The 23,375-nt window shown below is 72.1% G+C and carries 21 protein-coding genes; 5 read left to right on the plus strand and 16 right to left on the minus strand.

Features of this window, described 5'->3' with window-relative positions:
* Positions 1 to 89: 89 nt before the first annotated feature.
* Both ABT340_RS07690 and ABT340_RS07695 read right to left on the minus strand, forming a co-directional pair.
* Complete coding sequence (locus tag ABT340_RS07690) at positions 90 to 350, minus strand: WhiB family transcriptional regulator (protein WP_012888122.1); 261 nt, start codon at positions 348 to 350, stop codon at positions 90 to 92.
* Positions 351 to 579: 229 nt separating this feature from the next.
* Entirely contained in the window at positions 580 to 2,541 is a 1,962-nt protein-coding gene (locus ABT340_RS07695) for an MFS transporter (RefSeq protein ID WP_352009875.1), read from the minus strand.
* 261 nt (positions 2,542 to 2,802) lie between these two features.
* On the opposite strand from ABT340_RS07695, the gene cofD reads away from it, so the two are divergent.
* From cofD to ABT340_RS07710, 3 genes are all read left to right on the plus strand, one after another.
* A complete protein-coding gene (gene cofD, locus ABT340_RS07700) occupies positions 2,803 to 3,768 on the plus strand; it encodes a 2-phospho-L-lactate transferase (RefSeq protein WP_352009876.1) in 966 nt (321 codons plus the stop codon).
* Complete coding sequence (locus ABT340_RS07705) at positions 3,765 to 5,084, plus strand: coenzyme F420-0:L-glutamate ligase (protein ID WP_352009877.1); 1,320 nt, start codon at positions 3,765 to 3,767, stop codon at positions 5,082 to 5,084. Before cofD ends, ABT340_RS07705 begins: the two co-directional genes overlap by 4 nt.
* 344 nt (positions 5,085 to 5,428) lie before the next feature.
* Positions 5,429 to 6,403: a sensor histidine kinase gene (locus ABT340_RS07710; protein ID WP_352009878.1), complete on the plus strand. Its 975-nt coding sequence runs from the start codon at positions 5,429 to 5,431 to the stop codon at positions 6,401 to 6,403.
* Here ABT340_RS07710 and ABT340_RS07715 read toward each other — a convergent pair.
* Entirely contained in the window at positions 6,368 to 6,976 is a 609-nt protein-coding gene (locus ABT340_RS07715; RefSeq protein WP_352009879.1) for a response regulator transcription factor, read from the minus strand. The genes ABT340_RS07710 and ABT340_RS07715 overlap by 36 nt on opposite strands.
* Before the next feature lie 182 nt (positions 6,977 to 7,158).
* Between ABT340_RS07715 and ABT340_RS07720 the strand changes: the two genes are divergently transcribed.
* Both ABT340_RS07720 and ABT340_RS07725 read left to right on the plus strand, forming a co-directional pair.
* A complete protein-coding gene (locus ABT340_RS07720; protein ID WP_386193402.1) occupies positions 7,159 to 8,757 on the plus strand; it encodes an acyl-CoA carboxylase subunit beta in 1,599 nt (532 codons plus the stop codon).
* Between the two features lie 8 nt (positions 8,758 to 8,765).
* Complete coding sequence (locus tag ABT340_RS07725; RefSeq protein ID WP_352009880.1) at positions 8,766 to 9,008, plus strand: acyl-CoA carboxylase epsilon subunit; 243 nt, start codon at positions 8,766 to 8,768, stop codon at positions 9,006 to 9,008.
* Between the two features lie 110 nt (positions 9,009 to 9,118).
* Here the strand turns inward: ABT340_RS07725 and ABT340_RS07730 are convergent, their stop codons facing one another.
* The 13 genes from ABT340_RS07730 to ABT340_RS07790 form a co-directional block, all read right to left on the minus strand.
* The gene (locus tag ABT340_RS07730; protein ID WP_352009881.1) at positions 9,119 to 10,000 is read right to left on the minus strand and encodes a glutathione S-transferase C-terminal domain-containing protein; all 882 of its coding nucleotides are present in this window, start codon (positions 9,998 to 10,000) and stop codon (positions 9,119 to 9,121) included.
* Positions 9,997 to 11,664 carry a dipeptide ABC transporter ATP-binding protein gene (locus ABT340_RS07735; protein ID WP_352009882.1) on the minus strand — a complete coding sequence of 556 codons (1,668 nt, stop codon included), beginning with the start codon at positions 11,662 to 11,664 and terminating at the stop codon, positions 9,997 to 9,999. The genes ABT340_RS07730 and ABT340_RS07735 overlap by 4 nt, the downstream gene beginning before the upstream one ends.
* The gene (locus ABT340_RS07740) at positions 11,661 to 12,506 is read right to left on the minus strand and encodes an ABC transporter permease (protein ID WP_352009883.1); all 846 of its coding nucleotides are present in this window, start codon (positions 12,504 to 12,506) and stop codon (positions 11,661 to 11,663) included. Before ABT340_RS07740 ends, ABT340_RS07735 begins: the two co-directional genes overlap by 4 nt.
* A complete protein-coding gene (locus ABT340_RS07745; RefSeq protein ID WP_352009884.1) occupies positions 12,503 to 13,462 on the minus strand; it encodes an ABC transporter permease in 960 nt (319 codons plus the stop codon). The genes ABT340_RS07740 and ABT340_RS07745 overlap by 4 nt, the downstream gene beginning before the upstream one ends.
* The gene (locus ABT340_RS07750) at positions 13,459 to 14,895 is read right to left on the minus strand and encodes an ABC transporter substrate-binding protein (RefSeq protein WP_352009885.1); all 1,437 of its coding nucleotides are present in this window, start codon (positions 14,893 to 14,895) and stop codon (positions 13,459 to 13,461) included. The genes ABT340_RS07745 and ABT340_RS07750 overlap by 4 nt, the downstream gene beginning before the upstream one ends.
* Positions 14,896 to 15,198: 303 nt before the next feature.
* The gene (locus tag ABT340_RS07755; RefSeq protein WP_352009886.1) at positions 15,199 to 16,797 is read right to left on the minus strand and encodes an MFS transporter; all 1,599 of its coding nucleotides are present in this window, start codon (positions 16,795 to 16,797) and stop codon (positions 15,199 to 15,201) included.
* 87 nt (positions 16,798 to 16,884) lie between these two features.
* Positions 16,885 to 17,742 (minus strand): LLM class flavin-dependent oxidoreductase, encoded by an 858-nt coding sequence (locus ABT340_RS07760; RefSeq protein ID WP_352009887.1) that lies wholly within the window; start codon positions 17,740 to 17,742, stop codon positions 16,885 to 16,887.
* Between the two features lie 49 nt (positions 17,743 to 17,791).
* Complete coding sequence (locus tag ABT340_RS07765) at positions 17,792 to 18,454, minus strand: DsbA family oxidoreductase (RefSeq protein WP_352009888.1); 663 nt, start codon at positions 18,452 to 18,454, stop codon at positions 17,792 to 17,794.
* 91 nt (positions 18,455 to 18,545) lie between these two features.
* On the minus strand, positions 18,546 to 19,580 hold the full coding sequence (locus ABT340_RS07770; RefSeq protein WP_352009889.1) for a quinone oxidoreductase family protein: 1,035 nt from the start codon (positions 19,578 to 19,580) through the stop codon (positions 18,546 to 18,548).
* Complete coding sequence (locus tag ABT340_RS07775; RefSeq protein WP_352009890.1) at positions 19,570 to 20,163, minus strand: NADPH-dependent FMN reductase; 594 nt, start codon at positions 20,161 to 20,163, stop codon at positions 19,570 to 19,572. Before ABT340_RS07775 ends, ABT340_RS07770 begins: the two co-directional genes overlap by 11 nt.
* 8 nt (positions 20,164 to 20,171) lie before the next feature.
* The gene (locus ABT340_RS07780; protein WP_352009891.1) at positions 20,172 to 21,308 is read right to left on the minus strand and encodes a nucleotide disphospho-sugar-binding domain-containing protein; all 1,137 of its coding nucleotides are present in this window, start codon (positions 21,306 to 21,308) and stop codon (positions 20,172 to 20,174) included.
* Positions 21,305 to 22,411, minus strand: coding sequence for a nucleotide disphospho-sugar-binding domain-containing protein (locus ABT340_RS07785; protein ID WP_352009892.1), 1,107 nt, complete (start codon positions 22,409 to 22,411; stop codon positions 21,305 to 21,307). Before ABT340_RS07785 ends, ABT340_RS07780 begins: the two co-directional genes overlap by 4 nt.
* Before the next feature lie 32 nt (positions 22,412 to 22,443).
* Positions 22,444 to 23,352 (minus strand): MBL fold metallo-hydrolase, encoded by a 909-nt coding sequence (locus ABT340_RS07790; protein ID WP_352009893.1) that lies wholly within the window; start codon positions 23,350 to 23,352, stop codon positions 22,444 to 22,446.
* Positions 23,353 to 23,375: the final 23 nt, after the last annotated feature.

The following is a 23,375-nucleotide window of genomic DNA, read 5'->3' on the forward strand; positions in this document are numbered from 1 at the left end:
ATGTGGCCGGTCGGCCACATGCTCCGTCGATATATGATCAAGCACTCTCCGTGAACCCGTGGCCCCCGGTGAGCGCGTCAATCGTCCGCTCAGACCGCCTCGCGCTTGATCCTGCGGCGCTCCCTCTCGGAGAGCCCTCCCCAGATCCCGAACCGCTCGTCGTGCTCCAGAGCGTACTCAAGGCATTCGGCACGCACCTCGCACGAGCGGCAGACCTTTTTGGCCTCCCGAGTGGATCCCCCCTTCTCGGGGAAGAACGCCTCGGGGTCGGTTTGCGCGCACAGCGCGCGTTCCTGCCAACCAAGCTGCTCTTCAGCGATGCTGTCCTGTGCGATGACCAGGTCGGCCACTGCACACCTCCCTGCCGCCTGCCCGCAAATGGAGCCCCCCTATGAACGCCTCCCCTCTTACCCACCAGCGGGAAGGCGTAACAACACGTGTGTAATTACACGCGCGTGGCCTGTGTGACGTCAAGCGGCATGCCGGTATCCGGGGAAAGACCTGCTCTCCCCGGTAGTGGATCGTCCTACTGCCAAATACGGCGTTCACCCCGGTCTCCCGTGACGATCGCCTGGCTCTTCAGTGCTCTCGGCGGTCGGAACCGTACCAGGACATGTTCTGCTCCTGACCGGGACCCACCCTTTCTCTGTCCGGACTTTCCTCTCCCGTTACCTGGGTCGAGCGCTCCGGTTTGTAAATCGCGGTGGGGTCGATGGGGGGCTGCGAGTCCCACGAGCGCCCCGAGGGGCTCGGGCCGTTGAGCGGGTCGCCCTGGTATGCGGCGGGATCGAACCTCAGCGTCGTCTCGGCCGGGGCCTCCCACTGGCCGCCGCCCTGCTGGTACGGCTGCGCCTGCGGGTACCCGAGGCTGTCGTAGTTTCCGCCCTGCTGAGGGGTCTGGGGGTTCGAGGTGTACTCGGGGACGCGCAGCTGCGGTTCCGGCGTGCCCGCCTGCGACTGCTGGTAGTTCTCCGCCTGCTGGTAGGCCTGCGCCATCTGCTGCGAGCGGGGGTCGACCGGGTCGGGCGCCGGGTAGTGCAGGTTCGGCTCGGTCTGGCGGACGTACTCGGAGCCGGAGTAGCCGGTGAACGGCTGGCCGTAGTTGTCCGGCGGCTGCGGGAAGGAGTGCTGCCCCTGCGCGTCGAACGTCAGCCGCGGCTCGCTGTCGGAGCCGTACGGCGAGGCCGCCTGCGGTTCGGGGCGGCCGCCGTAGGAGTCGGCGCCGTGGAACTGCCCGGCCTGCTGGCCGTACCCGGTGGCCTGGGGCTCGGCGGGCGGCGGGTAGGCGGACGGCTGGGGGTCGGCGTAGGCGTCGGTGTAGGACGGGGCCTGCGGCTGTGACGGTGGCTGCTGCTGTGGCTGCGGCTCCGTCCTCGGCCCGTAACCGGACTGGTCGTAGGCGGGCGGGTCGTAGGACGGCGCCGGAGGCTGGACGTCCGCCGGGACGTACGGCCCCGGGTTGTAGGACTCACCGTAGGAATCGTTGTAGGACTCCGCGGCGCCGTAGGAGGGGGCCGGGGAGGCGTGGGAGCCGGTCTGCGGGGTCAGCAGGTCCTGGCCGTACCTCTCGCCGTATCCCTCGGCGCCGTACGCCTCGGCGGCGGCGGCCGGGCCGGGGGGAAGGGCGGGCTGGCTGTGCGCGGGCCTGCTCGCGGGAGCGGGCGGAGCCTGCTGCGCGAACCCGTGGCTCCCCTGGTCCTGGGCCGGGAAGCCGTGACCGCCCTGGTCCTGAGCCGCGAAACCATGGCCACCCTGGTCCTGGACCGGGAAGCCGTGGCCACCCTGGTCCTGGACGGGGAAGCCGTGCTGGGCCGTCTCCTGGGGGCGGGCCGCCTGCTCGTACTGCGGCGGGACCTGCTCGTGCGGCGGCCGGCCGTGCGCGGGGGGCTGTTCCTGGACGTTGACCCCCTGCGGCGCGCCCTGCTGGTCGTACGGCGGGAAGCCGTGCTGCTCCTGGGGCGGGAAGCCGTGCTGCGGGACCTGATCCTGGGGGTGGGCCCCCGGGAAGGGCGCACCGGGCTGTGCGCCGGGCTGCGGAACGGAGTGCGCGCCGGGCTGCGGGGTGGGGAAGGCCTGGCCGTGGGAGAAGACCGGTTCCTTCCGCGCGGGCCCGGCGGCGGCCATCCTGGGCAGGAGATAGGCCAGTGCGAGGCCGGTCAGCCCAAGGGTGGGGAGGCTGACGAGGAGGAACTCGACCTTCTCCATGAGGCCGGTCTCACCGGCGAACAGGCCGCCGAAGAGGCCGACCGTGCCGAACAGGGCGGCCAGGCCGAGCGTGCCGACCGCGATCTGCGTCATGAGTTTCAGCCGCGCGATCGCCGGGCCCGCGTTTCCCGCCAGCAGCACGGCGCCGACGAGCAGCGCGGTGGTCACCGGGGAGGTGAGTCCGCCCACCTGGCCGGCCGCGCGAAACGCGAAGGACCCTCCGAGCGATGTACCGAACAGCAGCCGCTCGACATCGACGAGAACGCCCGTGGACGCTACGGCGATCATGAGCCACGCGGCCGGCTCCCTGAGCCTGCCCGCTTCCGCATTGATCACGATTACTCCCAAAGGGTTCTCAGGTAAACCCGGGGCAAGTTTTGCACATGGCCGACTTAGGTGTCTGGAGTCCCAGCAAGCCCACTTATCCCATAAGTACTACATAGCATCCTATTCGGACATATTTCGGGCAGCCCTGAAGATCACGCTGCCAGCGAAGACGCCGTGCATAACGATCAAGACAAGTCGTCCTGCCCCCTTGACGAACGCTCCCATACCCCATCAGGGCGGTACCGGTACGGCAGTGGAACACTGGACCGCATGCGCATTGTGTCCCTCGCAGGTGGGATCGGCGGTGCCCGTTTCCTGCGCGGCCTCCGTTCCGCCGTCCCCGATTCAGAGATCACCGTCATCGGCAACACCGGTGACGACATCACCCTGTACGGCTTGCAGGTCTGCCCCGACCTGGACACCGTCATGTACACCCTGGGCGGCGGCATCGACGAGGAGCAGGGCTGGGGCAGGCAGAAGGAGAGCCACGTCGTCAAGGAGGAGCTGGCCGCCTACGGCGTCGAACCGCAGTGGTTCGGCCTGGGGGACCGCGACTTCGCCACGCACATCGTGCGCACCCAGATGCTCTCCGCCGGATACCCCCTGTCGGCCGTCACCGAGGCGCTGTGCGCCCGCTGGCAGCCCGGCGTGCGGCTGATCCCGATGACCGACGACAGGGCCGAGACCCACGTGGTCATCTCCGACGAGCGGGGCCGCAGGGCCGTCCACTTCCAGGAGTGGTGGGTACGGCTGCGCGCCTCGGTCCCCGCCGAGCGGATCATCCTCGTCGGCGCGGAGGAGGCCCGTCCCGCCCCCGGCGTGCTCCAGGCCGTCGCCGAGGCCGACGTGGTGATCCTGCCCCCGTCCAACCCCGTGGTGAGCATCGGCACGATCCTGCAGATCAAGGGCATCCGCGAGGCCCTTGAGGCCAAGACGGTCGTCGGCGTCTCCCCCATCGTCGGCGGCGCCCCCGTACGCGGCATGGCCGACGCCTGCCTGACCGCGATCGGCGTGGAGACCACCGCCCAGGCGGTCCTCGACCTGTACGGCTCGCCGCTGATCGACGGCTGGCTGGTCGCCGAGGAGGACGCCGGGGTCGCCCTCGACGGCGTGCGCGTCGAGGCCCGTCCCCTGATCATGCACGACGTCGAGGCCGCCGCCGACATCGCGCGGGCCGCCCTCGACCTTGCCGTCTCCCTGGCCGGGACCGGCGGCTCGGACGGGGAGGCCCGATGAGCAGGGTCCGCCGTACCAGGGACGGCTCCCAGGACGCCAGGCTGGAGATCTTCGCCGTCCCCGGCATCCCCGAGGTGAGGGAGGGCGACGACGTCGGCGAGCTGATCGCGGACGCCGCGCCCGACCTGCGTGACGGCGACATCCTCGTCGTCACCTCCAAGATCTCCAGCAAGGCCGAGGGGCGGGTCAGGCGAGGCATCACCCGGGCCGAGGCCATCACCGCCGAGACCACCCGGGTCGTGGCCCGCTGGGGCGAGACGGTGATCGCGCAGACCACGCACGGGTTCGTCATGGCCGCGGCCGGGGTCGACGCCTCCAACACCGAGACGGGCACCGTCGTGCTGCTGCCCGTCGACCCCGACGCCTCCGCCACCGCGGTGCGGGAGAGCGTACGGCGCAGGCTCGGCGTCTCGGTCGGCGTCATCGTCTCCGACACCTTCGGCCGCCCGTGGCGCAACGGCCAGACGGACGTGGCGATCGGTGTGGCGGGGGTGACCCCCATCCTCGACTACCGGGGCATGTCCGACGACCACGGCAACGCTCTTGAGGTCACCCTGACCGCGGTCGCCGACGAGCTGGCCGCCGCGGGTGACCTGGTCAAGGGCAAGCTCGCCCAGACCCCGGTGGCGGTGATCAGGGGGATGGCCGAGTACACCACCCAGGAGGACGGCCCCGGCGTCCGCGAACTGGTCCGCCCGTCGGAGGAGGACATGTTCCGGTACGGCTCGCGGGACGTGCTCTTCGCCCGCAGGACCGTGCGTTCCTTCTCCGCCGAGCCCGTCGACGGCGCCAAGGTCCGCAGGGCCGTGGAGGCCGCGATCGCCGCCCCCGCCCCGCACCACACCACGCCGTGGCGGTTCGTCCTGCTTGAGTCGCCCGAGGTCAGGGCCAAGCTCCTGGACGCCATGCGGGAGGCATGGATCGCCGACCTCCGGGGGGACGGGTTCTCCGAGGAGGCGATCACCAGGCGGGTCGCGCGCGGGGAGGTGCTGCGCGGCGCGCCGTACCTGGTGGTGCCCTGCCTGGTGACGGACGGCTCGCACACCTACCGCGACGAGCGGCGTAACGCGGCCGAGCGGGAGATGTTCGTGGTCGCGGCGGGTGCCGGGGTGCAGAACCTCCTGGTCCAGCTCGCGGTCGAGGGGCTCGGCTCGGCCTGGGTCTCCTCGACGATGTTCTGCCGCGACGTGGTCCGCGAGGTGCTCGGTCTGCCCGGCGACTGGGACCCGATGGGCGCCGTCGCCGTCGGCCGCCCCGCGGCCCCGCCCAGGGACCGCGCCCCGAGAAAGGCCGACGACTTCATCGTCGTCCGCTGAACCTTTCACCGTCCCCCGGTTTCCAGCCCCCTCCTGGGCACCCCCCGCCGGGGAACTCTCCGCGGACGACCGGGCCCGGCTCACGGGCGGGCACGACGGCCCGCCCCGGTCGCGCGGGACCGGCCCGGTCTCCCCGTACGGCGGCGCCCTCGCGGGGTGGAGTTCACCCTCGGCGCCCGGCCCCACTCCTCCACGACGTCACTCCTGCGAGCGCGTCCCCGCCGCCCGGCGGCCCCGTGGCGGCGCGGAGCGGCCCCGGGCACGGCCCTCGTACAGTTGCTATGGACCGCTGATCTACGTATCCGTTGCAGTCGACGCCCCAGCATGTGCTTTGGAGTGTGACGATGGAAGAAATCGCAAGGTCAGATGCTCCGCGTCGGATGCCCGTACGGCTGCGTTCGCTCGCGACGGTCCTGATCGCCGCCCAGTGCGGTTTCTGGGGTGGCCGTGTCCTCGATGCGAGTTTCGGCGAGGACCTGCTGCTCGGCGGGGTCGTCGCGCTGGCCGTCGCCGGTGCGACCGGGATCGGTTTCCTCACCCTGAGGCGGCTGGGAGACGCCCTGGTCAGGTGGCGGGGGCACCGGACGGCCCTTGAGGCGGCCAGGGCGGAGCTGTTGTGCGCCGCCGCCATCGCGCAGGAGCGCGAACGGATCGCCCGCGACCTGCACGACCTGCTCAGCCATGGGATCTCCACGATCGCCCTCAAGGGCGAGCTGGCCCGGCGGATCACCCCCGCGGAGTCCCCCCGGGTCAGGGAGGAGCTCTCGGAGATCATCGAGATCTCACGCAAGGCTCTGGCCGACGTCCGCGAGCTCTCGCACAACCACAGCAGGATGTCGTTGCGGGACGAACTGGACTCGGTGCTCTCGACGCTGTCCGGCCTGGGCATCAGGGTCGAGGCGGACATCTCCCCCGAGCCTCTCGACCCGGACACCGGGACCGTCCTGGCGATCGTGTTGCGCGAGGGCGTCACCAACCTCCTCAAACACGGCACCGGCCGGTGGTGCGAGGTCTCCGTCCGGTCCACGGGCGAGGCGGTCACGATGGTCCTGGCGAACGACTGCGCGCCGGGCAGCCCCTGGCGCCCGGCGAAGGACGGCAACGGGCTGGCCAACCTCGCGTCCCGGGTCGCCACGGTCAACGGCCGTTTCTCCGCGGCCCGTTCCGGCGGCCGGTTCGTCCTTGAGGTCGCGATCCCCAGGGACACCTTCTCCCCCGGCTCCCCGGGGTCCCCGAACTCCCTGGGCTCCTCCGGTGCCTCCGGCGTCCCGGCCGAGCGGGCGTCAGGAGAGCCACCCCGATTCCTGTGCGAGACGTAGCGCGTCGATGAGGTTGCGCGCGCGCAGTTTGCCGACGATGGCGGTGAGGTAGTTGCGCACGGTCCCCGGCGACAGTGACAGGCGGGCGGCGATCTCCCGCGCTCCCGCCCCCGACCCGGCCATCCTGAGCACTTCGGCCTCGCGCAGCGTGAGGGGGTTGGCCCCGTCGTTCCACGCGGCGAGCGCCAGCTTGGGGTCGAAGACGTGCTGCCCGTCGGCCACGGCCCGTACGGCGTGGGCGAGTTCCTCAGGCGGGGCGTCCTTCAGGACGTATCCGGAGACCTTCGCCTCGATGGCGCGGTGCAGCGTCCCCGGTCTTCCCAGGCCGGTGAGGATGAGGGTGCGGCATCCGGGCAGGGTCTCGCGCAGCCTGTTGGCGGCGCTGATGCCGTCGAGTCCCGGCAGGCCCACGTCGATCAGGGCCACGTCGGGCCGGTGCCGTACGGCCTCGGAGACGATCCGGTCGCCGTCGCCGACCTCGGCGACCACCTTGAGATCGTCTTCGAGTTCGAGCAGGGCCACCAGTGCGCCCCGGATCATGTTGACGTCCTCGGCTATCAGGACTCGGATCACTACGCCCCCTTGGCTGGTGTGCCGCTTTTCTGCGAAAAATCCACCTGTAGCGCTTTAAAAGCCGTCATATCCCACCAAATAGGTCGGGTGCGAGGCTGGTTCAAGTGTTCCTCGATCGGCTCCGGCCATGCTGGGACCCGGTCGAACGCACGCCGGAGGCCGAGCCGCCGAGGGGGATGTCGATGAGCACCGTCACGCACGAACCGCCCGAGCCCGTGACCACGGGCCCCGCCTCTCCGATGCGCGAGCGCGTCGCCGCGCTGACGTGGATGCGGGCCCGTGCCAGGGTGGGGCCCGGCGAGCAGGCCTCCCGGGCACAGCACGCCAAGGGCAAGCTGACCGTCAGGGAACGGCTCAGGCTGCTGTTCGACGAGGGGACCTTCACCGAGATCGAGGCCTTCCGCAGACACCGCGCGACGGGCTTCGGCCTTGAGGACCGCAGGCCGTACACCGACGGCGTGGTGTGCGGGTGGGGGCGGGTGCACGGGCGCAAGGTCTTCGCCTACGCGCACGACTTCCGGATCTTCGGCGGCGCCCTCGGCGAGGCCCACGCCGAGAAGATCCACAAGGTGATGGACCTCGCGGAGACGACGGGCGCCCCGATCGTCGGGCTGTGCGACGGCGCGGGCGCGCGCATCCAGGAGGGGGTGACGGCGCTGGCGGGCTACGGCGGGATATTCCAGCGCAACGTCCGCGCCTCCGGGGTGATCCCGCAGATCAGCGTGGTGGTCGGCCCCTGCGCCGGGGGCGCGGCCTACTCCCCCGCGCTCACCGACTTCGTCTTCATGGTGCGCGGGGTGGCGCAGATGTTCATCACCGGCCCCGACGTGGTCCAGACGGTGACCGGAGAGAGCGTCACCCACGAGGAGCTCGGCGGCGCCGACGTGCACGCGCGCTCCGGCGTCGGCTCCTTCGTCTACGACGACGAGGAGACCTGCCTGGCGGACGTCAGGTACCTGCTGTCGCTGCTGCCGTCCAACAACCGGGAGTCCGCGCCCGTCCTCGCGCCCGCCGACCCGCCGGACCGGCGGGTGGAACGGCTGCTCGACCTGGTCCCGGTCGAGACCGGCCGCGCCTACGACATGCGGGCGGTGATCGAGGAGATCGTGGACGACGGCGAGATGCTGGAGCTGCACGAGCAGTGGGCGCCGAACGTCGTGTGCGCGCTGGTCAGGCTGGACGGGCAGGTCACCGGCATCGTCGCCAACCAGCCCGCCAGCCTCGCCGGGGTGCTCGACATCGACGCCTCGGAGAAGGCCGCCAGATTCGTCCAGTTCTGCGACGCCTTCAACATCCCGCTGGTGACGATGGTCGACACCCCGGGTTTCCTGCCCGGGACGGACCAGGAGCACGGCGGCGTCATCAGGCACGGCGCCAAGCTGCTCTACGCCTACTGCAACGCCACGGTCCCCCGCGTCCAGCTCGTCCTGCGCAAGGCGTACGGCGGCGCCTACATCGTGATGGACTCGCGCTCCATCGGGGCCGACCTGTCGCTGGCGTGGCCGACCAACGAGATCGCGGTGATGGGCGCCGAGGGCGCCGCGAACGTCATCTTCAGGCGGGAGATCGCCGCGGCCGAGGACCCGAAGGCGGTCTTCGACCTGCGGACCGAGCAGTACCGCCAGGAGCTGATGCACCCCTACCACGCGGCGGAACGCGGCCTCGTCGACGACGTCATCGACCCGGCCGACACCCGCTCCGCGCTGATCGGCGCCCTGGCGATGCTGCGCGGCAAGCACCGGGTACTGCCCTCGCGCAAGCACGGAAACCAGCCACAGTGACAGCGACGATGACAGCGACGCCGATCCTGGTCGTCCGGGGCGAGGCGGGAGCCGAGGAGCTCGCCGCTCTCGCCGTCGTGCTGCTCGCGCTGGGCAGGCGGGGCACACCCGGCGCCACACCACCCGGCGAGGGCGCCTCACGGCCCGTCCCATGGTCGGAGGGGCTGGACGGCTACCGTCCGCCCGGCTCCTGGGCCTCCGGTGAGCACCCCTCCTGGGCGGGGCTTCCCCGGGAGTCCCGCCACCCGTAGGACCGAACCGTGGACGGCCCCGCCGAAGACACGCGGCGTGGACGGCCCGGCCGCGCCGTTCACAGGACCGGATCGCGGGCGGGCCCCGCCGAAGACACGCGGCGTGCCGTTCACAGGACCGAGTCGCGGCCGTGTGGCAGCTCCCAGTCCGCCTCGACCGGTTCGACCTCGATCCGCGCCGGACCCGGCCTGCGGATCGAGGAGCGGTCCCTGCGGAAGGTCCCGAAGTCCGTGGTGTCGCGGAAGGCGGGCCGCTGGTACAGGTCGCGGGCGTAGGCCCACAGGTTCGGGAAGTCGCTCAGGCTCCGTTCGCTGATCTTCCCGAGCGGGTTGTCGAGGAGGTCGAAGCGGGCCAGGGTCGGCCACAGCCAGACGTCGGACTCGGTGATCGTGTCCCCGAACAGGAACCGGCGGGTGGCCAGGCGCCTCTCCATCCGGTCGAGGACGGCGACGACACGCCCGCGCGCCGCCTCGTACCCCTTCTGGGTGGTGGTCATCGCCACCTCCCAGGCGCCGCCGTTGAGGTCGGCGTGCAGGTAGGCGTTGAGCCTGTCGATCTCCGCGCGCAGCTCGGGCGGGTAGAGCCGGACCTCCGGGTCGCCCCACTCCTCGAACTGGGTGCCGAGGTCGACGGTGATGGCGGCGTAGTCGTTGCTGACGAGGCCGCCGGTCACCCGGTCCCACAGCGCGGGCACCGAGACCGGGCCGTCGTAGCCGGGCACGGTCGCCTCGTAGGCCTGCCTGAGACGGCCGAAGCCGTTCACCGGGTCGGGGCCGCGCCGGGGGCCGAAGGTCCACCCCTCGGCGCCGAGGTCGTCCTCGACGTAGGACAGCGTGACGACCTCCCGCAGGCCCTTGAGGTCGCGCACGATGGCCGTCCGCTGCGCCCAGGGACACGACCAGGCCAGATAGAGGTGGTAGCGGCCGGGCTCCGCGGGGTAACCGCTTGAGCCGTCGGCGGTGACACGTCCCTTCAGCGCGGAACCGTTCACTGGATTGCCTCCGTCGTTGGTCGGGGCCGGGCGGCCGGGACGAGGTGGGCCGTACCCGCCTGTTCGGACGGCCGGTCGAGTCTGGGGATCGCGGCCAGCAGTTCGCGGGTGTAGTCGGCCCGGGGCGCGGTGAAGATCTGGCCGACGTCGCCGGTCTCGACGACGCGGCCCTCCTTGAGCACCACGACCCGGTCGCTGACGTGGTGGACGACGCCCAGGTGGTGGGAGACGAACAGGTAGGCCATCCCCAGCTCCGCCTGCAGGTCGGCCAGCAGGTCGAGCACCTGCGCCTGCACCGAGACGTCCAGGGCGGAGACCGGCTCGTCGCAGACCAGCACCCGGGGCCGCGGGGCCAGGGCGCGGGCGATGGCGACCCGCTGCCGCTGGCCTCCCGACAGCTGCCGGGGGCGGCGTTCCAGCACGCCGCCGTCGAGCCCGACCTGGTCGAGCAGCAGCAGGGCCTGGTCGCGGCGTTCCGCGCGGGGCACCCCGCCGACCATGAGCGCCTCGTCGAGGATGCGCCTGACGTTGAAGCGGGGGTCGAAGGAGCTGAGCGGGTCCTGGTAGACCACCTGGACGTGACGGCGGGCCTCGCGGCGCTGCCGTGCCGTCATCTCCCCCCAGGTCCTGCCCTCGACCAGTGCCTGCCCGCCGTCGGATTCGAGGAGGCCGAGCACCAGTCTGGCGACGGTCGTCTTGCCCGACCCCGACTCGCCGACCAGTCCGAGCGTCTCACCCGCGCGCAGCTCGAAGGAGACCTCGTCGACGGCACGCCGCCCACGGAAGTCCTTGACCAGGCCGCGCGCCTCGATCACCACCTCCCCCGGGGCACGGCGCGGCTCGGGCCGTACGTGCCCGGACGTCGCCGACAGGCGGGTGCCCCTGCTGTGCTCTCCCGGGATGGCGGCCAGCAGCGCCCGGGTGTAGGGGTGGGACGGGGCGGTGAGGACCCGGCCGGTCGGCCCCTCCTCGACCACCGTCCCGTCCTTCATGACCAGCACCCGGTCGGCCAGCCGCGCGACGACCGCCAGGTCGTGGCTGATCAGCAGCAGCGCGGTGCCCGCCCGCCGCCGTTCGTCGAGCAGCCGCAGGATCTGCGCCTGCACGGTCACGTCGAGCGCGGTCGTCGGCTCATCGGCGATGAGCAGCTCGGGGTCGCAGGCGATGGCCGAGGCGATCAGCGCCCGCTGGCGCAGGCCGCCGGACAGCTCGTGCGGGTACTGCCCGGCCCGCAGTTCGGGCTCGGGCACCCCGACCTCGCGCAGCAGCTCGATGACGCGTCCGTCGATCTCGGCGCGCGGCACCGCGCGGTGCAGCCTGAGCGTCTCGGCGATCTCCCTGCCGACCGGCCGCAGCGGGTCGAGGGAGACCAGCGCGTCCTGCAGGACGTAGCCGATCCCGGTGCCGCGCACCTGACGCCACTGCCGTTCGCCGAACGCCAGGGCGTCCTGCCCGCCGACGCGCAGCCGGGCGGCGCCGACCGTGGCGCCCTCTCCGGTGAGCCCGATGAGGCTGCGGGCGGTGACGCTCTTGCCCGAGCCGGACTCCCCGACGATCGCCACGCACTCGCCGGGGCTCACCGCCAGGGACACTCCCCGTACGGCCTCGATCGCCCCGAAGGACACGGTCAGGTCCTCGACCTCGACCAGCGGGTCACCGTTCATCGGTCCCTCCCCTCAAGGCGCCGCTGCAGGGCGCGTCCGACGACCGTGATCGACAGCACGGTGAGCGTGACGGCCGCGCCGGGGAAGACCGCGACCCACCACGCGACCGAGAAGTAGTCCCGCCCGCCGGCCAGCATCGCCCCCCACTCGGGGGCAGGCGGCCTGGCGCCAAGCCCGAGGAAGCTGAGCGAGGAGGCCGCGACCAGCGCGGTGCCGACCTCGATGGTGGCCAGTACCAGCAGCGGGGCGAAGGCGTTGGGCAGGATGTGACGCAGGACGATCCGGCTGCGGGTGAGGCCGAGCGAGGTCGCGGCCTCCACGTGGCCCGAGCGGCGGATCACCATCGTCTGCACCCTGACCAGCCGGGCGTAGCTGGGCATCGTGTACAGCGCGATGGCGTAGATCGAGTTGAGGGTGCCGGGGCCGGTGATCGTCAGGACGAGCAGGGCCAGCAGCAGGGTGGGCAGCGACAGCGTCACGTCCGTCAGCCGCATGATGATCTCGTCGGCGACCCGCCCGCCGAGCGCGGCCAGCAGCCCGAGCAGGGTGCCCGCGCCCACCGCGAGCACCGTGGCGCCGACCCCGGCCAGCAGTGACTGGCGGGCGCCGTACACGATGCGGGTGAAGACGTCCCTGCCGATGGCGTCGGTGCCGAACGGGTGACCCTCCCCCGGGGGTTGCAGCGCCATCAGCGCGTCCGACTCGTGGGGGGCGCCGTCGGTGAGCAGGCCGGGCGCCACGGCGGCCAGGACGATCAGGGAGAGCGCGATGCCCGCGGCCCAGACGCCCGGCCGGACGCCGGGTCGTTCACGGGTCGCGGCCCGCAGGGTGACGGCCGTCATGTGGCCTCCCTCAGCCTGGGGTCGATGACCAGGTAGAGCAGGTCGATCAGGGCGTTGACGACGACGTAGACGGTCGCGGTGAGCAGCGTGACGCCCATCACGACCGGCAGGTCCTTGCCGGTGACGGCGCCGAGCATGAGCGTGCCGAGTCCCTGTCTGGAGAAGACCTGCTCGATCACGACCATGGCGCCGAGCAGCAGCCCGAACAGCCATCCGGCCAGGGTGACGACCGGCAGCAGGGCGTGTCTGAGGGCGTGCCTGAGCCGTACGGCGGCGTCGGACATGCCGCGGGCGCGGGCGGTCAGCACGAACGGCTCGTCCAGCGCCCGTTCCAGTCCCTCCCGCATGACCTGGGCCAGCAGGGCCGTCACGGGCAGGGCCATGGAGATCGCGGGCAGGACCAGCCCCGCGAGGCCGTCACCGCCCGCCGCGGGGAACCAGCCGAGTTGGAAGGAGAAGACCGTCAGCAGCAGGATGCCCACCCAGAAGATCGGCACGGAGGTGCCGACGAGTTCGGCGCCGGAGGAGACCCCGCGGATCCAGCGGGAGCGCTTGGCGGTCAGCAGCGCCAGCACCGTCGCCAGCACCAGCGCCAGCCCCATCCCGGCGGCGGTGAGCTGGAGCGAGGCGCCCAGCTGCGACCAGATGGCCGTGCCGACCGACTCGTTGAGCTGGTAGGAGTGGCCGAGGTCGCCCCTGACGACCATGCCGAGGTAGGAGAGGTACTGCGTCAGGACGGGCCTGTCGAGCCCGTAGTCGGCGATGATCTGCGCCTTGACCTGCGGGGAGACGATCGAGGTTCCCACCAGTGCGTCGGCCACGCTGCCCGGGGTGAGCTGGAGGGCCGCGAAGGAGACCGTGGCCGCCCCCCAGATCACCAGGAGTGAGGTGGCCAGCCTGACCAACGCCGCGCGCAGGCGGCGCCGGTGGCGGAGGCCGGGGACGGTCCCGCTCATCGCGCGGCGACCCAGGCGTCGTAGAAGCTCGGGTAGGCCTGCGCCTCCCAGGTGACGCCGTGCACCCTCCTGGCGGCGCCGAGCACGTAGTTGAAGGTGTAGACGGGGAAGACCGCGGCGTCCTCGACGACCTTGCGCTGCACCTTGGCGTACAGCTCGGCGCGCTTGGCCGGGTCGACGGTGTCGAGGGTCTGGTCGAGCCAGGCGTCGACGTCCTTGTTCGAGTAGCGGGAGGCGTTGGCCCCCGAGCCGCCCTGGTCGTTGGGGATGTTGGCGGAGGCGAACAGGTCGCGCAGGGCGTCGGCGTCCACCCGCTGCCAGCTGTAGTCGGACAGGTCGTAGTCGCCCCGCAGGGCGATGGGCGCGTAGTTGCTCGGGGTGACGTCGAGGAACTGGACGTCGATGCCCGCCTTCCTGGCCTCGGCCTGCACCTGCTCGGACAGTACGGCGCGCTGCTCGCGGGCGATCATCTTGACGAACATCCACCGGACGGTCAGCCGTTCGCCGTTCTTCGTCCGGTAGCCCTGGGCGTCGCGGGCGGTCCACCCGGCCTCGTCGAGCAGCTTCGCCGCCGCCTGCGGGTCGTATCCACCGAGTTGTTCGGTGCCGGGGTCGTAGCCGAAGGTGCTGGGCGCGATGGGGCTCGCGGCGGGCTGGAAGACGCCGAAGTAGAGCTTGCCGATGATCGTCTTGAGGTCGATCGCCGCGCGGAAGGCCTGCCGTACGCGGACGTCGGAGAAGACGCCCCTGGCGGTGTTCGGGTAGTAGTTGTAGTTGCCGCCGGGGGCCTGACGGGTCTCAAGCCAGAGTCTGGAGTCGGCCTTGACCTGGCTGACGTTGACCGGGGGGACGCTTCCGATGGCGTCGACCTGGCCGCTGGTCAGCGCGCCGACCCGGACGGAGTCCTCCCGCAGGACCTTGAACTCCAGTTTGTCGAGGTAGGCGGGGCCGGTGTGCGCGGTGCCCCGCGGCGGCCAGGCGTACTTCGGGTTGCGGTGGTAGGTGATGCCCTGACGCGGGGTGAAGGCGTCGATCACGAACGGCCCCGAGCCCACGACCTTCCTGGCCAGGGCGTCGGCGCCGAGCTTCAACGAGGCGGGCGACTGGATGCCGAGGTAGGGGGTGGACAGGGCCGACAGCAGCGGGGAGTGCGGCCGGGAGAGGTCGACGCGCACCGTGTGCGGGCCGATCACCTCGGTCCCCTTGTAGGGGGTGATGAGCCCGGCGGCGAGTTCGGACTTGGTCTTCGGGTCGACGACGTGGTCGAGGTTGGCCTTCACCGCCGCGGCGTCGAACGGCGTGCCGTCGCTGAAGGTGACGTCCTTGCGGAGTTCGAAGGTGTAGCTCTTCCCGTCCGGCGAGACCTGCCATGACGTCGCCAGCCAGGGGTGCACCCCGCCCTTGGGGTCCAGGGAGACCAGGGAGTCGAGCACGGGCCGAGTGAAAACGGCGGTTATGTCGGAGGGGCTCGCGTGCGGGTCGAGATTACTCGGTTCGGTATTGACCGCGTAGCGAAGAATTCCCCCGCTGACCGGTTTGGTGGATTTCGTGTCGCTTTCAGCGGCGGCGCCGCATGAGGAGAGGGCAAGGGCGGTGATGAGCAGCAACGCGGGAGGCGCGAATCTGCCGGTCAAGTACACTCCGTCAGCACCTTTACGGGTAGTGCGTGCCAGGAACCGGCCCGGGGCCGGCCGTCCATATTACATATCTTCCTGGTAGGAAATGTAGCCTTCTTTTCATGACATGTCAGGCGCTTCGGCGCGATGTTCTACTAATTCGGGCTTCTCCGATTTATCCGACTGCTCTGACCCATGGGCGTCCGCGGGCCGTACACCGCGCAGCAGCAGGACCACCGCGACCGCGAGCCCGAAGACGGTGACCATGCCGATGCCCGCCGCGAGCCGCAGCCCGTGGGTGAACGCCTGCCCCGCGGCCAGGCGCAGGCTCTCGCCCAGCTCACCGGGCAGCCGCGCCGCGGCGGAGAAGGCCGCCCCCACCGTGTCGTGGGCCGCGGCGACGGCCTGCGGGGGCAGGCCCCGGGGCAGGTTCCCGGCCACCTCTCCCCGGTAGACGGCCATCCCGGCGCTGCCGATGGCCGCGATGCCCAGGGCGAGACCCAGGTCGGAGCCGGTCTCCGAGATCGCCGAGGCCGCCCCCGCCTGCCGTACGGGGACCGAGCCGAGCACCAGGTCGCTGCCCAGCGCGAGCGTCGGCCCGAACCCCAGCGAGGTCATCACGGTGGCCGCGACCACGATCCCGACCCCGGCGTCCGCGCTGACCTGTGTCAGCACCCCCATGCCCAGGGCCGAGAGGGCCAGCCCGAACGCCATGAGGTAGGCCCTGGGGATCCGGCGGGCGAGCACCGGGGCGAGCATGGTGCCGGTGATGCTCGCCACCGCGCTGGGCACGACCACCAGGCCCGCCCGCAGCGGCGACAGCCCGAGCACCGTCTGCAGGTACTGGCTGATGAAGAACTGCATGCCGGCGGAGGCCGCGATGGCCAGGGCGGTCGTGCCCAGCGAGGCGGTGAAGGCCCGGTTGGCGAACAGCCTGGTGTCCAGCAGCGGGTCGCGCAGCACCCGCTGCCGCCGGACGAAGACCACGCCGACGGCCACCCCGGCGACCGTGACGGCCACGGCGGGCAGGCTCACCCCGGCCGCGGCGATCCGCTTGAGCCCGTAGACCACGGCCAGCACGGTCGCCAGCAGCAGCCCGGCGCTGAGGAAGTCCAGCGGTCCCGGCTCCGGGTCGCGCTGCTCGGGCAGCAGGATCGGGCCGAGCACGACCAGCAGCACGGCCACCGGTACGGCCAGCAGGAACACCGACCCCCACCAGAACCGTTCCAGCAGCGCCCCGCCGACGACCGGGCCGAGCACGGCGCCCGCGGTGAAGCTAGAGATCCAGACACTGACCGCGACCGCGCGCTGACGCGGGTCCTCGAAGATGGTGCGGATCAGCGACATCGTCGAGGGCATCAGGGTCGCCGCGGTGACGCCCATCAGCGCCCGCGCCAGGATCAGCAGCTCGGCGTTCGGGGCGAGGGCGGCGAACGCGCTGGACAGGCCGAACGCGCCCGCCCCCCAGATGAGCAGCCTGCGGCGGCCGATGCGGTCGCCCACGTTGCCCATCGTGATCAGGAATCCGGAGATCACGAACCCGTAGACGTCGATGATCCACAGCAGCTGCGTGCTGTCGGGCCGCAGGTCGGCGCTCAGTTTGGGCACGGCCAGGTTCAGCACGGTCATGCTGATCGCGATCACGACCGTCGGCAGTGCCAGCACCGCCAGGCCGAGCCAGTCGCGCGTGGTTGCGCGCGCCGGTGCAGCGGCGACCATCGGTTGATCCCTTCGTCGAGTTCGTCCGGAAGGCCGCCGCGCCGCGACGGTCCGCGTGGGATGGGGGCGGTCCTCACGCCCCCGGGTTCACAGCCCGATCGTGTCGGCCAGCAGGTCGACCTGGGCGGGGTCGGGGTCGTTGCCCGCGAAGATCAGCTCGTCGACGCCGATCTCGGCGAACCCGGCGACCGCCGTCGTGATCTGCTCGGGCGTGGTGAGCGCCGCCGAGGCGCCGTAGGAGGCGTACTCCTCGCCGGCGAAGGCGTAGTAGGGCTCGATGGCGGCCGAGACCGCCCGGCGGGCGTCCGGTCCCAGGGCGAACATCACGGTCGCGACCACCCTCGGGGCGCCCGGCCTGCCCGCGTCCGCCCAGGCCTTGGCCAGGCCGGGGGTGAACTCCCGCACCCCCTCGACCGTCGCGTCGCCGGCGATCCACCCGGTGCCCCGGGTGGCGATGCGCCGCAGGGCCGCCTCCGAGTGCCCGCCGAACAGCAGCGGGATCCCGCCGTCCGTCGCGGCGCGGGGGCCGACCGGGTCCTCTCCCCGGGAGACCCCGGCCAGCCGGTCGAGCAGCCGGTCGAACTGCCGTCCCCGGGTGGCGTAGTCGACGCCGCCCTCGGTGAAGTCGTCGTCCCGCAGCCCGGGGGCGAGGCCGAGCTGGAGCCTGCCGGGACCGGCGAGCTGGTCGAGGGTGGTCACGGCCTTGGCGAACAGCGCGTGGTTGGCCCGCAGCGGCGCCAGCAGCACGCTGGTGAGCAGCCGGATGCGGGAGGTGGCCCCGGCCGCGGCGGCCAGCGTGATCAGGGGTTCGGGCGTCGTCCAGACCAGGCGGTCGCTGACGGAGAGCGTGGAGAAGCCGCGTTCCTCCGCCCGGCGCGCCCAGTCGACCAGGGCCCGGCCCTGTGTCCAGGGGGCGTGCCCGGGAAGCCCGATACCGATGTCCATGCGGGTGTGATTCCTCTCGTGCTGTCGTGTCGGTGAGGTGTCGAACCCGTCAGTCGCCCGCGACGGGCGCCGGGCGCAGCGCGTCCTGGAGCAGGCGGGTCAGGTCGGCGGGAGGCTGGATGCCGCTGACGGGCGGCCTGCCGTCGATGATGAGCATCGGCACGCCGTTGACGCCCCGCTCCTTCGCCCTGCGCTCGTCGGCGCGGACGTCCTTGGCGTAGGCGTCGCCGTCGAGCAGCGCGCGGACCTGCCCGGCGTCGAGACCGGCCTCGACGCCGACGCGCTCCAGGACCTCGGGGTCGCTGACGTTGCCGCCCTCGCAGAGGTAGGCGCGCAGCAGCCGCTCCATCACCTGGTCGGCCAGGCCGTGGTCGGCGGCCAGGTGACGCAGCCGGTGGGCGTCGAAGGTGTTGACGGGCCTGGCGAGGGTGAGGTCGATGGCCACGCCCTCCGCCCGGCCGAGGGTGTGGATCAGCTCGACCCTGGCGCTGCCCTGCTCGCCCCACCAGTCGCCCATCGCCTCGGCCGCCGTCCTGCCGGGAGTACGGCCCTCCTCCGGCGACAGCTCGTAGCTGCGCCAGACGATCTCAAGCCGCTCCCTGCCCTCCGTCCCGGCCAGGGCCGTCTCAAGACGCCTTTTGCCGATGTAGCTCCACGGGCACAACACGTCGGCGTAGACCTCGACGGTCCTGGTCTGGTTATCGGTAGACATGGGGAATCCTCCCGTCCCGCGGCCAGTGCGCGGCGAACTCGGAAAACGGGTTTCGACGCCTTCGATGCTGCAACCTCAAGCACGCTAGAGGTCAAGCCGGGAAGTGATTGTCGGCGTTTCGGCCAACCCTTAGGACGACCCTCCCGATATGGCGACGGCCCTCGATGATCTCGTGTGCCCTGGCCACCTGCCGGAGAGGGAGGACGGCGTGGACGACATCTTTGACGCTGCCGTCCCTGAGATGGTCCACCAGCAATTTGTGGTCCGTCCGATAACGATCGGGACGGGCGGCCCGCCAGGCGGAAAGGGCAAATCCCGTCACATATTTAATCCCTATCAACTCCATGGGCGATATGTGAGGAATATCCAATCCACCGTGCGATGACCCGTAGAACACCAGTCGTCCGAACGGCGCCAGCAGACCGATCCCCTGCCGGAGCACCTGCCCCCCGACGCTGTCGAGGACGACGTCCACCCCGGCGCCGCCCGTCGCCTCCCGCACCCGCTCCGCCCAGTCGTCCTCGCCGTAGTCCACGACCAGGTCGGCGCCCAGATCCCGGACGAAGTCGCGCTTGGCCGCCGAACCCGCCGTCGCGATCACCTGCCCCGCCCCCGCCAGTACGGCCAACTGCACGGCCAGGTGACCGATGCCGCCGGAGGCCGCGTGGACCAGCACCCGCTCCCCCGGCCGCAGGTCGGCCACGCCGAGCGTGCCCATCGCGATCGGCCCCGAGCCGGGCAGTACGGTCGCCCGCACGGCGTCCAGGTCCTCCGGCACCGACACGAGCGAGGCGGCGTCGAGCACCGCGTACTCGGCGTAGGCGCCGTGCAGCGTGTAGGCGCCCACCCGGTCGCCGGGCCGTACGTCCTCGACGCCGGGGCCGGTCTCGACGACCACGCCGACGACGTCGCCGCCGAGCACGATGGGGAACGTCGGCCGCCACATCGGGGCGGGGAAGAGGTCACGCCGCATCTGGGTCTGCGCGAACCCCACGCTGACGGCCTCGACCTCGACCAGCACCTGCCCGGGTCCCGGCCTCGGCACCGGGACCTCCTCGGGGCGCAGCACCTCGGGCGGGCCGTACTCGTGGACGCGGACGGCGAGCATCGTCCCCTCAGCCGGCATGGGGCCGCCGTCCGCGTCCCTCACGCAGGGTGCTCGCCAGCCATTCGAGCTCCCGCAGGATCTCCTTGGCCGTCGAGGCGTAGCCCTCGGGGTCCTTGGGCCTGCCGTCCTCGCCGAAGACCTCCCTGGGGAACTGGAAGGTGAGCACCTCGCGCACCGTGACCGCCTCAAGGGCGGCCAGGATCTGCCGGGTGTGCTCGGCCGCCCGTATGCCCCCCGAACGCCCGCCGTAGGAGACCAGCGCGACCGGCTTGGCCCGCCACTCGGCGTCGCTCCAGTCCAGCGCGTTCTTCAGCGAGGCGGGCAGGCTGTGGTTGTACTCGGGGGTGACCACGACGAAGGCGTCGGCGGCGGCGAGCCGCCCGGAGAGCCGGGCCGCGACGGCCGCGACCTCGGGGGCCGGGTCGCTCCCGAAGGCGGGCAGCACGACCGGCAACGGCAGCTCCGCCAGATCGACGACGTCCGTGGTGAACCGCCCGTACTGGGCGACCTGCTCGGCGAACCAGCTCGCCACGGTCGGCCCGAAACGGCCCTCACGCACGCTTCCCACGACCAGGGCCAGGTGCAGGGGTGTCTGTGTCATCGGGACTCCTATCGGGAGGTGTGGACCAGCCGCTCGACGGCGGCCAGCGCCTGGGAGGGGCCGGGAAGCAGGGACATCTCGTGGGCGACGTCGCGGGCGCGCTGCCGGTAGGAGGGGGTGCCCAGCACCTCCCGGCAGGCCTCGGCCACGTTCTCCGGGGAGTCGTCCTCGGGAGGCAGCATCCTGGCGGCGCCGTAGTCGGTGAGCCTTCTGGTGAAGCCGAGCGCGTAGGGCAGGTAGGGGATGAGCAGCTGGGGCACTCCGTAGTGCATGTTCCCCAGGACCGTGGTGCCTCCGGCGTGGCTGACCACCAGGTCGCAGGTCGGGGCCACCACGTCCAGCGGCAGCCAGCCGGCCCTGACGTTGTCCGGCAGGGGCCGCAGCGCCTCCGCCACGTCGGCGGGCGCCGCGACCAGCAGCTCCACGTCCAGCGCGCCCACCTTGGCGACCAGGCCGCTGAGGATCTCGAAGTCGCGGTCCGGGGTGACCCGGCTGCCCGCGGAGACCAGCACCCGGGGCCTGTCCCCCTTGGTGTACATCCAGGACTCGACGCGGCCCTTGGTGGAGTAGGGGATGTATCTCATGATCTGGGCGGGCGGCGCGTCCGCCTCCCTGAGGCTGGGCGGGCAGATGTCGACGAACAGATCGGAACGCGGCATCTCGTGGAAGCCGAGCCGCTTCAGCCAGGGCCCCAGCTCCGCGGCGGCGGCCAGGTCGATCGTGCGGGGCTCGCCCATGTCGACCGCCTGCTTGACGTACGGCACGCCCGCGTGGCGGGCGACCAGCGGCGCGGCGAAGACCAGCGTGCCCCCGACCACCACGTCGGGGCGCCAGCGGTCGGCGAAGTCGAGCAGCCCCTCAAGGCACCAGCCGGCGTAGCGCCCGAAGCAGCGCCCGTTGAAGATGTAGCGCTCGTGCAGGTCGGTCGGGATCGGACGGCGCTCGCCGTCGTCGTACAGCAGGGTGTCCAGCATTTTGCGCGAGGTGACCGCGACGGCCGTCAGCCCGGCCGAGGTGATGGTCGGCACCACGTTCTCCGGGGCCGCCATCACCACCTCGTGCCCGGCGTTACGCGCCGCCTGGGCCAGCGGGATGATCGAGAAGATCACCCCGGACGTCCCCCCGGCCACGAACAGAACTCTCACGCCACGACCTCCTCGGTCAGCAGGGGAACGAGGTCGGCGGGCAGCGGCATCTCGTGGATCTCGGCGCGCAGCCGGTGCGCCGCCTGCCCGTAGGCGGGATCGGCCAGCACCTCCCGGCAGGCCGCGACGACCTCCCCCGTCTCCACCGGAGCCCCCGGGACCGCCGACTCTCCGACCTGCCTGGCCGCCCCGAGACGCGCCAGCCTGCCGGCGTGCTCGTCGAGGCCGGGGTCGCCGGGCAGCAGGACCTGCGCCGCCGCCCGCGCCAGGCAGGTCAGGACAACGTCCGGGCGCCCCCGGTGGACCACGACGTCCCCGGGCCGTACGGCGACGCCGAGCGGGACCCGGCCTGCGCGCACGCCGGGCGGCACCGGCCCCTCCTCCTGGCCGGTCACCACGATCTCGGCCTCCAGCTCCCGCAGCCCCTCCAGCAGGTCCGGCCGCGTCTCACCGTGGTCGTGCACCAGGACACGCGGCCTGTCCTGTCCCGGGTGGACCCACGGCGGCAGGGCGCTCTGCGTCTCGTAGGGGATGTGCCGCAGCGGCAGGGCGGGGGCCGCGTCGGGGGCACGCAGGCTGGGCGGCGCCACGCTGACCGAGCGCCACGGCGCGGGAAGCTCGTACAGGCCGAGTTTCTCCAGCTCCGGTCCCAGCTCGGCGACGGCCGCCAGCATGTGGACGACCGGCTCCGCCAGATCGGTCGCGAACCGGACGTACGGCACACCGCCGTCGTGCGCGGCCAGCGGCGCCGCGTAGGCCGTGGCGACCCCGACCACCCGGTCGGGACGCCAGTCCCGCACCAGGGCCAGCAGCCCGTCCAGGCCGTCGGCGGCGAAGCGGCCGAACACCCGGCCCACGGCCAGGTCGTGTTCGTGTCCCGGCTCGGGAAGCTCGACGGTCCGCCCCCCGCGGTCCACGAGGAAGTCGGACAGCGTCCTCGACGAGATCGCGACCCCGGGCAGGCCCGCGGCGGCGACGACGGGAAGGACGTCCTCGTGACCCGCGACGAAGACCTCGTGCCCGCCGAGCCGTACGGCCTGGGCCAGCGGGACGAGTGGATAGCAGGCCCCGGCCGTGTGGCCCGCCACGAAGAGAACTCTCATGCGCACGTCCCCGGTTTCTGTCGAGGGTTTGGTCAGGCGTGACAGGCGGGCAGGCCGCCGTTGAACTCGACGATCTCCCCGAACACGGCGGGCACGTCCAGCGGCAGGCCCGGCTCACCGCCCGGTTCGCCGAGTTCGAGCAGTGCCCGGTGCAGGTTGCCCACGAGCCGCTCGGGGTCGAGCAGCCCGCCGTACTCGCCGAGGGAGCACTCGCGGGCCGTGCCGAGGGCGTCAAGCCCGCGCCGTGCCCCGTCGGCCGCGACCCGCAGCAGCCAGCGCAGGTAGGCCTCGGTCTCGTCGAAGGCGTGCGGCCCGGCGACGGGGCCGTGGCCGCCGACGACGACCTCGGGGCGCAGCTCCCGCAGCAGGTCCAGGGTGGCCAGCGTCCCGCTGACCGTCCCCATCATCACGAACGGCGTACAGCCCGGCATGACGATGTCCCCGGCGAACAGGACGCGTTCCTCCGGCAGCCAGACCACGGTGTCGTGCCGGGTGTGCGCGGGACCCGCCGAGATGAGTTCGATCCGCCTGCCGCCCGCGTGCACCGTCAGCCGGTCGGTGTAGGTGACGCCGGGCGGCACGACCCCGACGTCCCCCCACTCCACGTCGGGCCACAGCCCGGTCAGCGCGAGCCCGGTCTCGGCGATCTCCTCGCGCGTGCCCGCGTGGCTCACCACGGTCGCCTCGGGGCCGAAGACCGCGTTGCCGAAGACGTGGTCGCCGTGGAAATGGGTGTTGACCACGAGCCTGCGCTCTCCCCCGGCGACCCCGTCGACGGCGTCCCGCAGCGCCAGGGCCCGGCGTTCGGTGGCCGCGGTGTCCACGACCACGGCCCCGTCGGGCGTGGTGATCACTCCGGCGTTGTTGAGGCACCAGCCCCCGTCCGGCTGGAGGTAGGCGTGGACGCCCTCGGCCACCTCGACCAGCTCAGGCGCGACCATGAGACGTTCCCCTTTCTGTGGTC

The sequence above is a fragment of the Streptosporangium sp. NPDC000239 genome, assembly GCF_040300765.1.
In the GTDB taxonomy this organism is placed as follows: domain Bacteria; phylum Actinomycetota; class Actinomycetes; order Streptosporangiales; family Streptosporangiaceae; genus Streptosporangium.

Excerpts from the sequence above, each read along its gene's own strand:
- cofD (WP_352009876.1), top strand. The coding sequence starts at position 2,803 with ATGCGCATTGTGTCCCTCGCAGGTGGGATCGGCGGTGCCCGTTTCCTG.
- ABT340_RS07705 (WP_352009877.1), top strand. The coding sequence starts at position 3,765 with ATGAGCAGGGTCCGCCGTACCAGGGACGGCTCCCAGGACGCCAGGCTG.
- ABT340_RS07710 (WP_352009878.1), top strand. The coding sequence starts at position 5,429 with ATGGAAGAAATCGCAAGGTCAGATGCTCCGCGTCGGATGCCCGTACGG.
- ABT340_RS07720 (WP_386193402.1), top strand. The coding sequence starts at position 7,159 with ATGAGCACCGTCACGCACGAACCGCCCGAGCCCGTGACCACGGGCCCC.
- ABT340_RS07725 (WP_352009880.1), top strand. The coding sequence starts at position 8,766 with ATGACAGCGACGCCGATCCTGGTCGTCCGGGGCGAGGCGGGAGCCGAG.
- ABT340_RS07735 (WP_352009882.1), bottom strand. The coding sequence starts at position 11,664 with ATGAACGGTGACCCGCTGGTCGAGGTCGAGGACCTGACCGTGTCCTTC.
- ABT340_RS07740 (WP_352009883.1), bottom strand. The coding sequence starts at position 12,506 with ATGACGGCCGTCACCCTGCGGGCCGCGACCCGTGAACGACCCGGCGTC.
- ABT340_RS07745 (WP_352009884.1), bottom strand. The coding sequence starts at position 13,462 with ATGAGCGGGACCGTCCCCGGCCTCCGCCACCGGCGCCGCCTGCGCGCG.
- ABT340_RS07755 (WP_352009886.1), bottom strand. The coding sequence starts at position 16,797 with ATGGTCGCCGCTGCACCGGCGCGCGCAACCACGCGCGACTGGCTCGGC.
- ABT340_RS07760 (WP_352009887.1), bottom strand. The coding sequence starts at position 17,742 with ATGGACATCGGTATCGGGCTTCCCGGGCACGCCCCCTGGACACAGGGC.
- ABT340_RS07765 (WP_352009888.1), bottom strand. The coding sequence starts at position 18,454 with ATGTCTACCGATAACCAGACCAGGACCGTCGAGGTCTACGCCGACGTG.
- ABT340_RS07770 (WP_352009889.1), bottom strand. The coding sequence starts at position 19,580 with ATGCCGGCTGAGGGGACGATGCTCGCCGTCCGCGTCCACGAGTACGGC.
- ABT340_RS07775 (WP_352009890.1), bottom strand. The coding sequence starts at position 20,163 with ATGACACAGACACCCCTGCACCTGGCCCTGGTCGTGGGAAGCGTGCGT.
- ABT340_RS07785 (WP_352009892.1), bottom strand. The coding sequence starts at position 22,411 with ATGAGAGTTCTCTTCGTGGCGGGCCACACGGCCGGGGCCTGCTATCCA.
- ABT340_RS07790 (WP_352009893.1), bottom strand. The coding sequence starts at position 23,352 with ATGGTCGCGCCTGAGCTGGTCGAGGTGGCCGAGGGCGTCCACGCCTAC.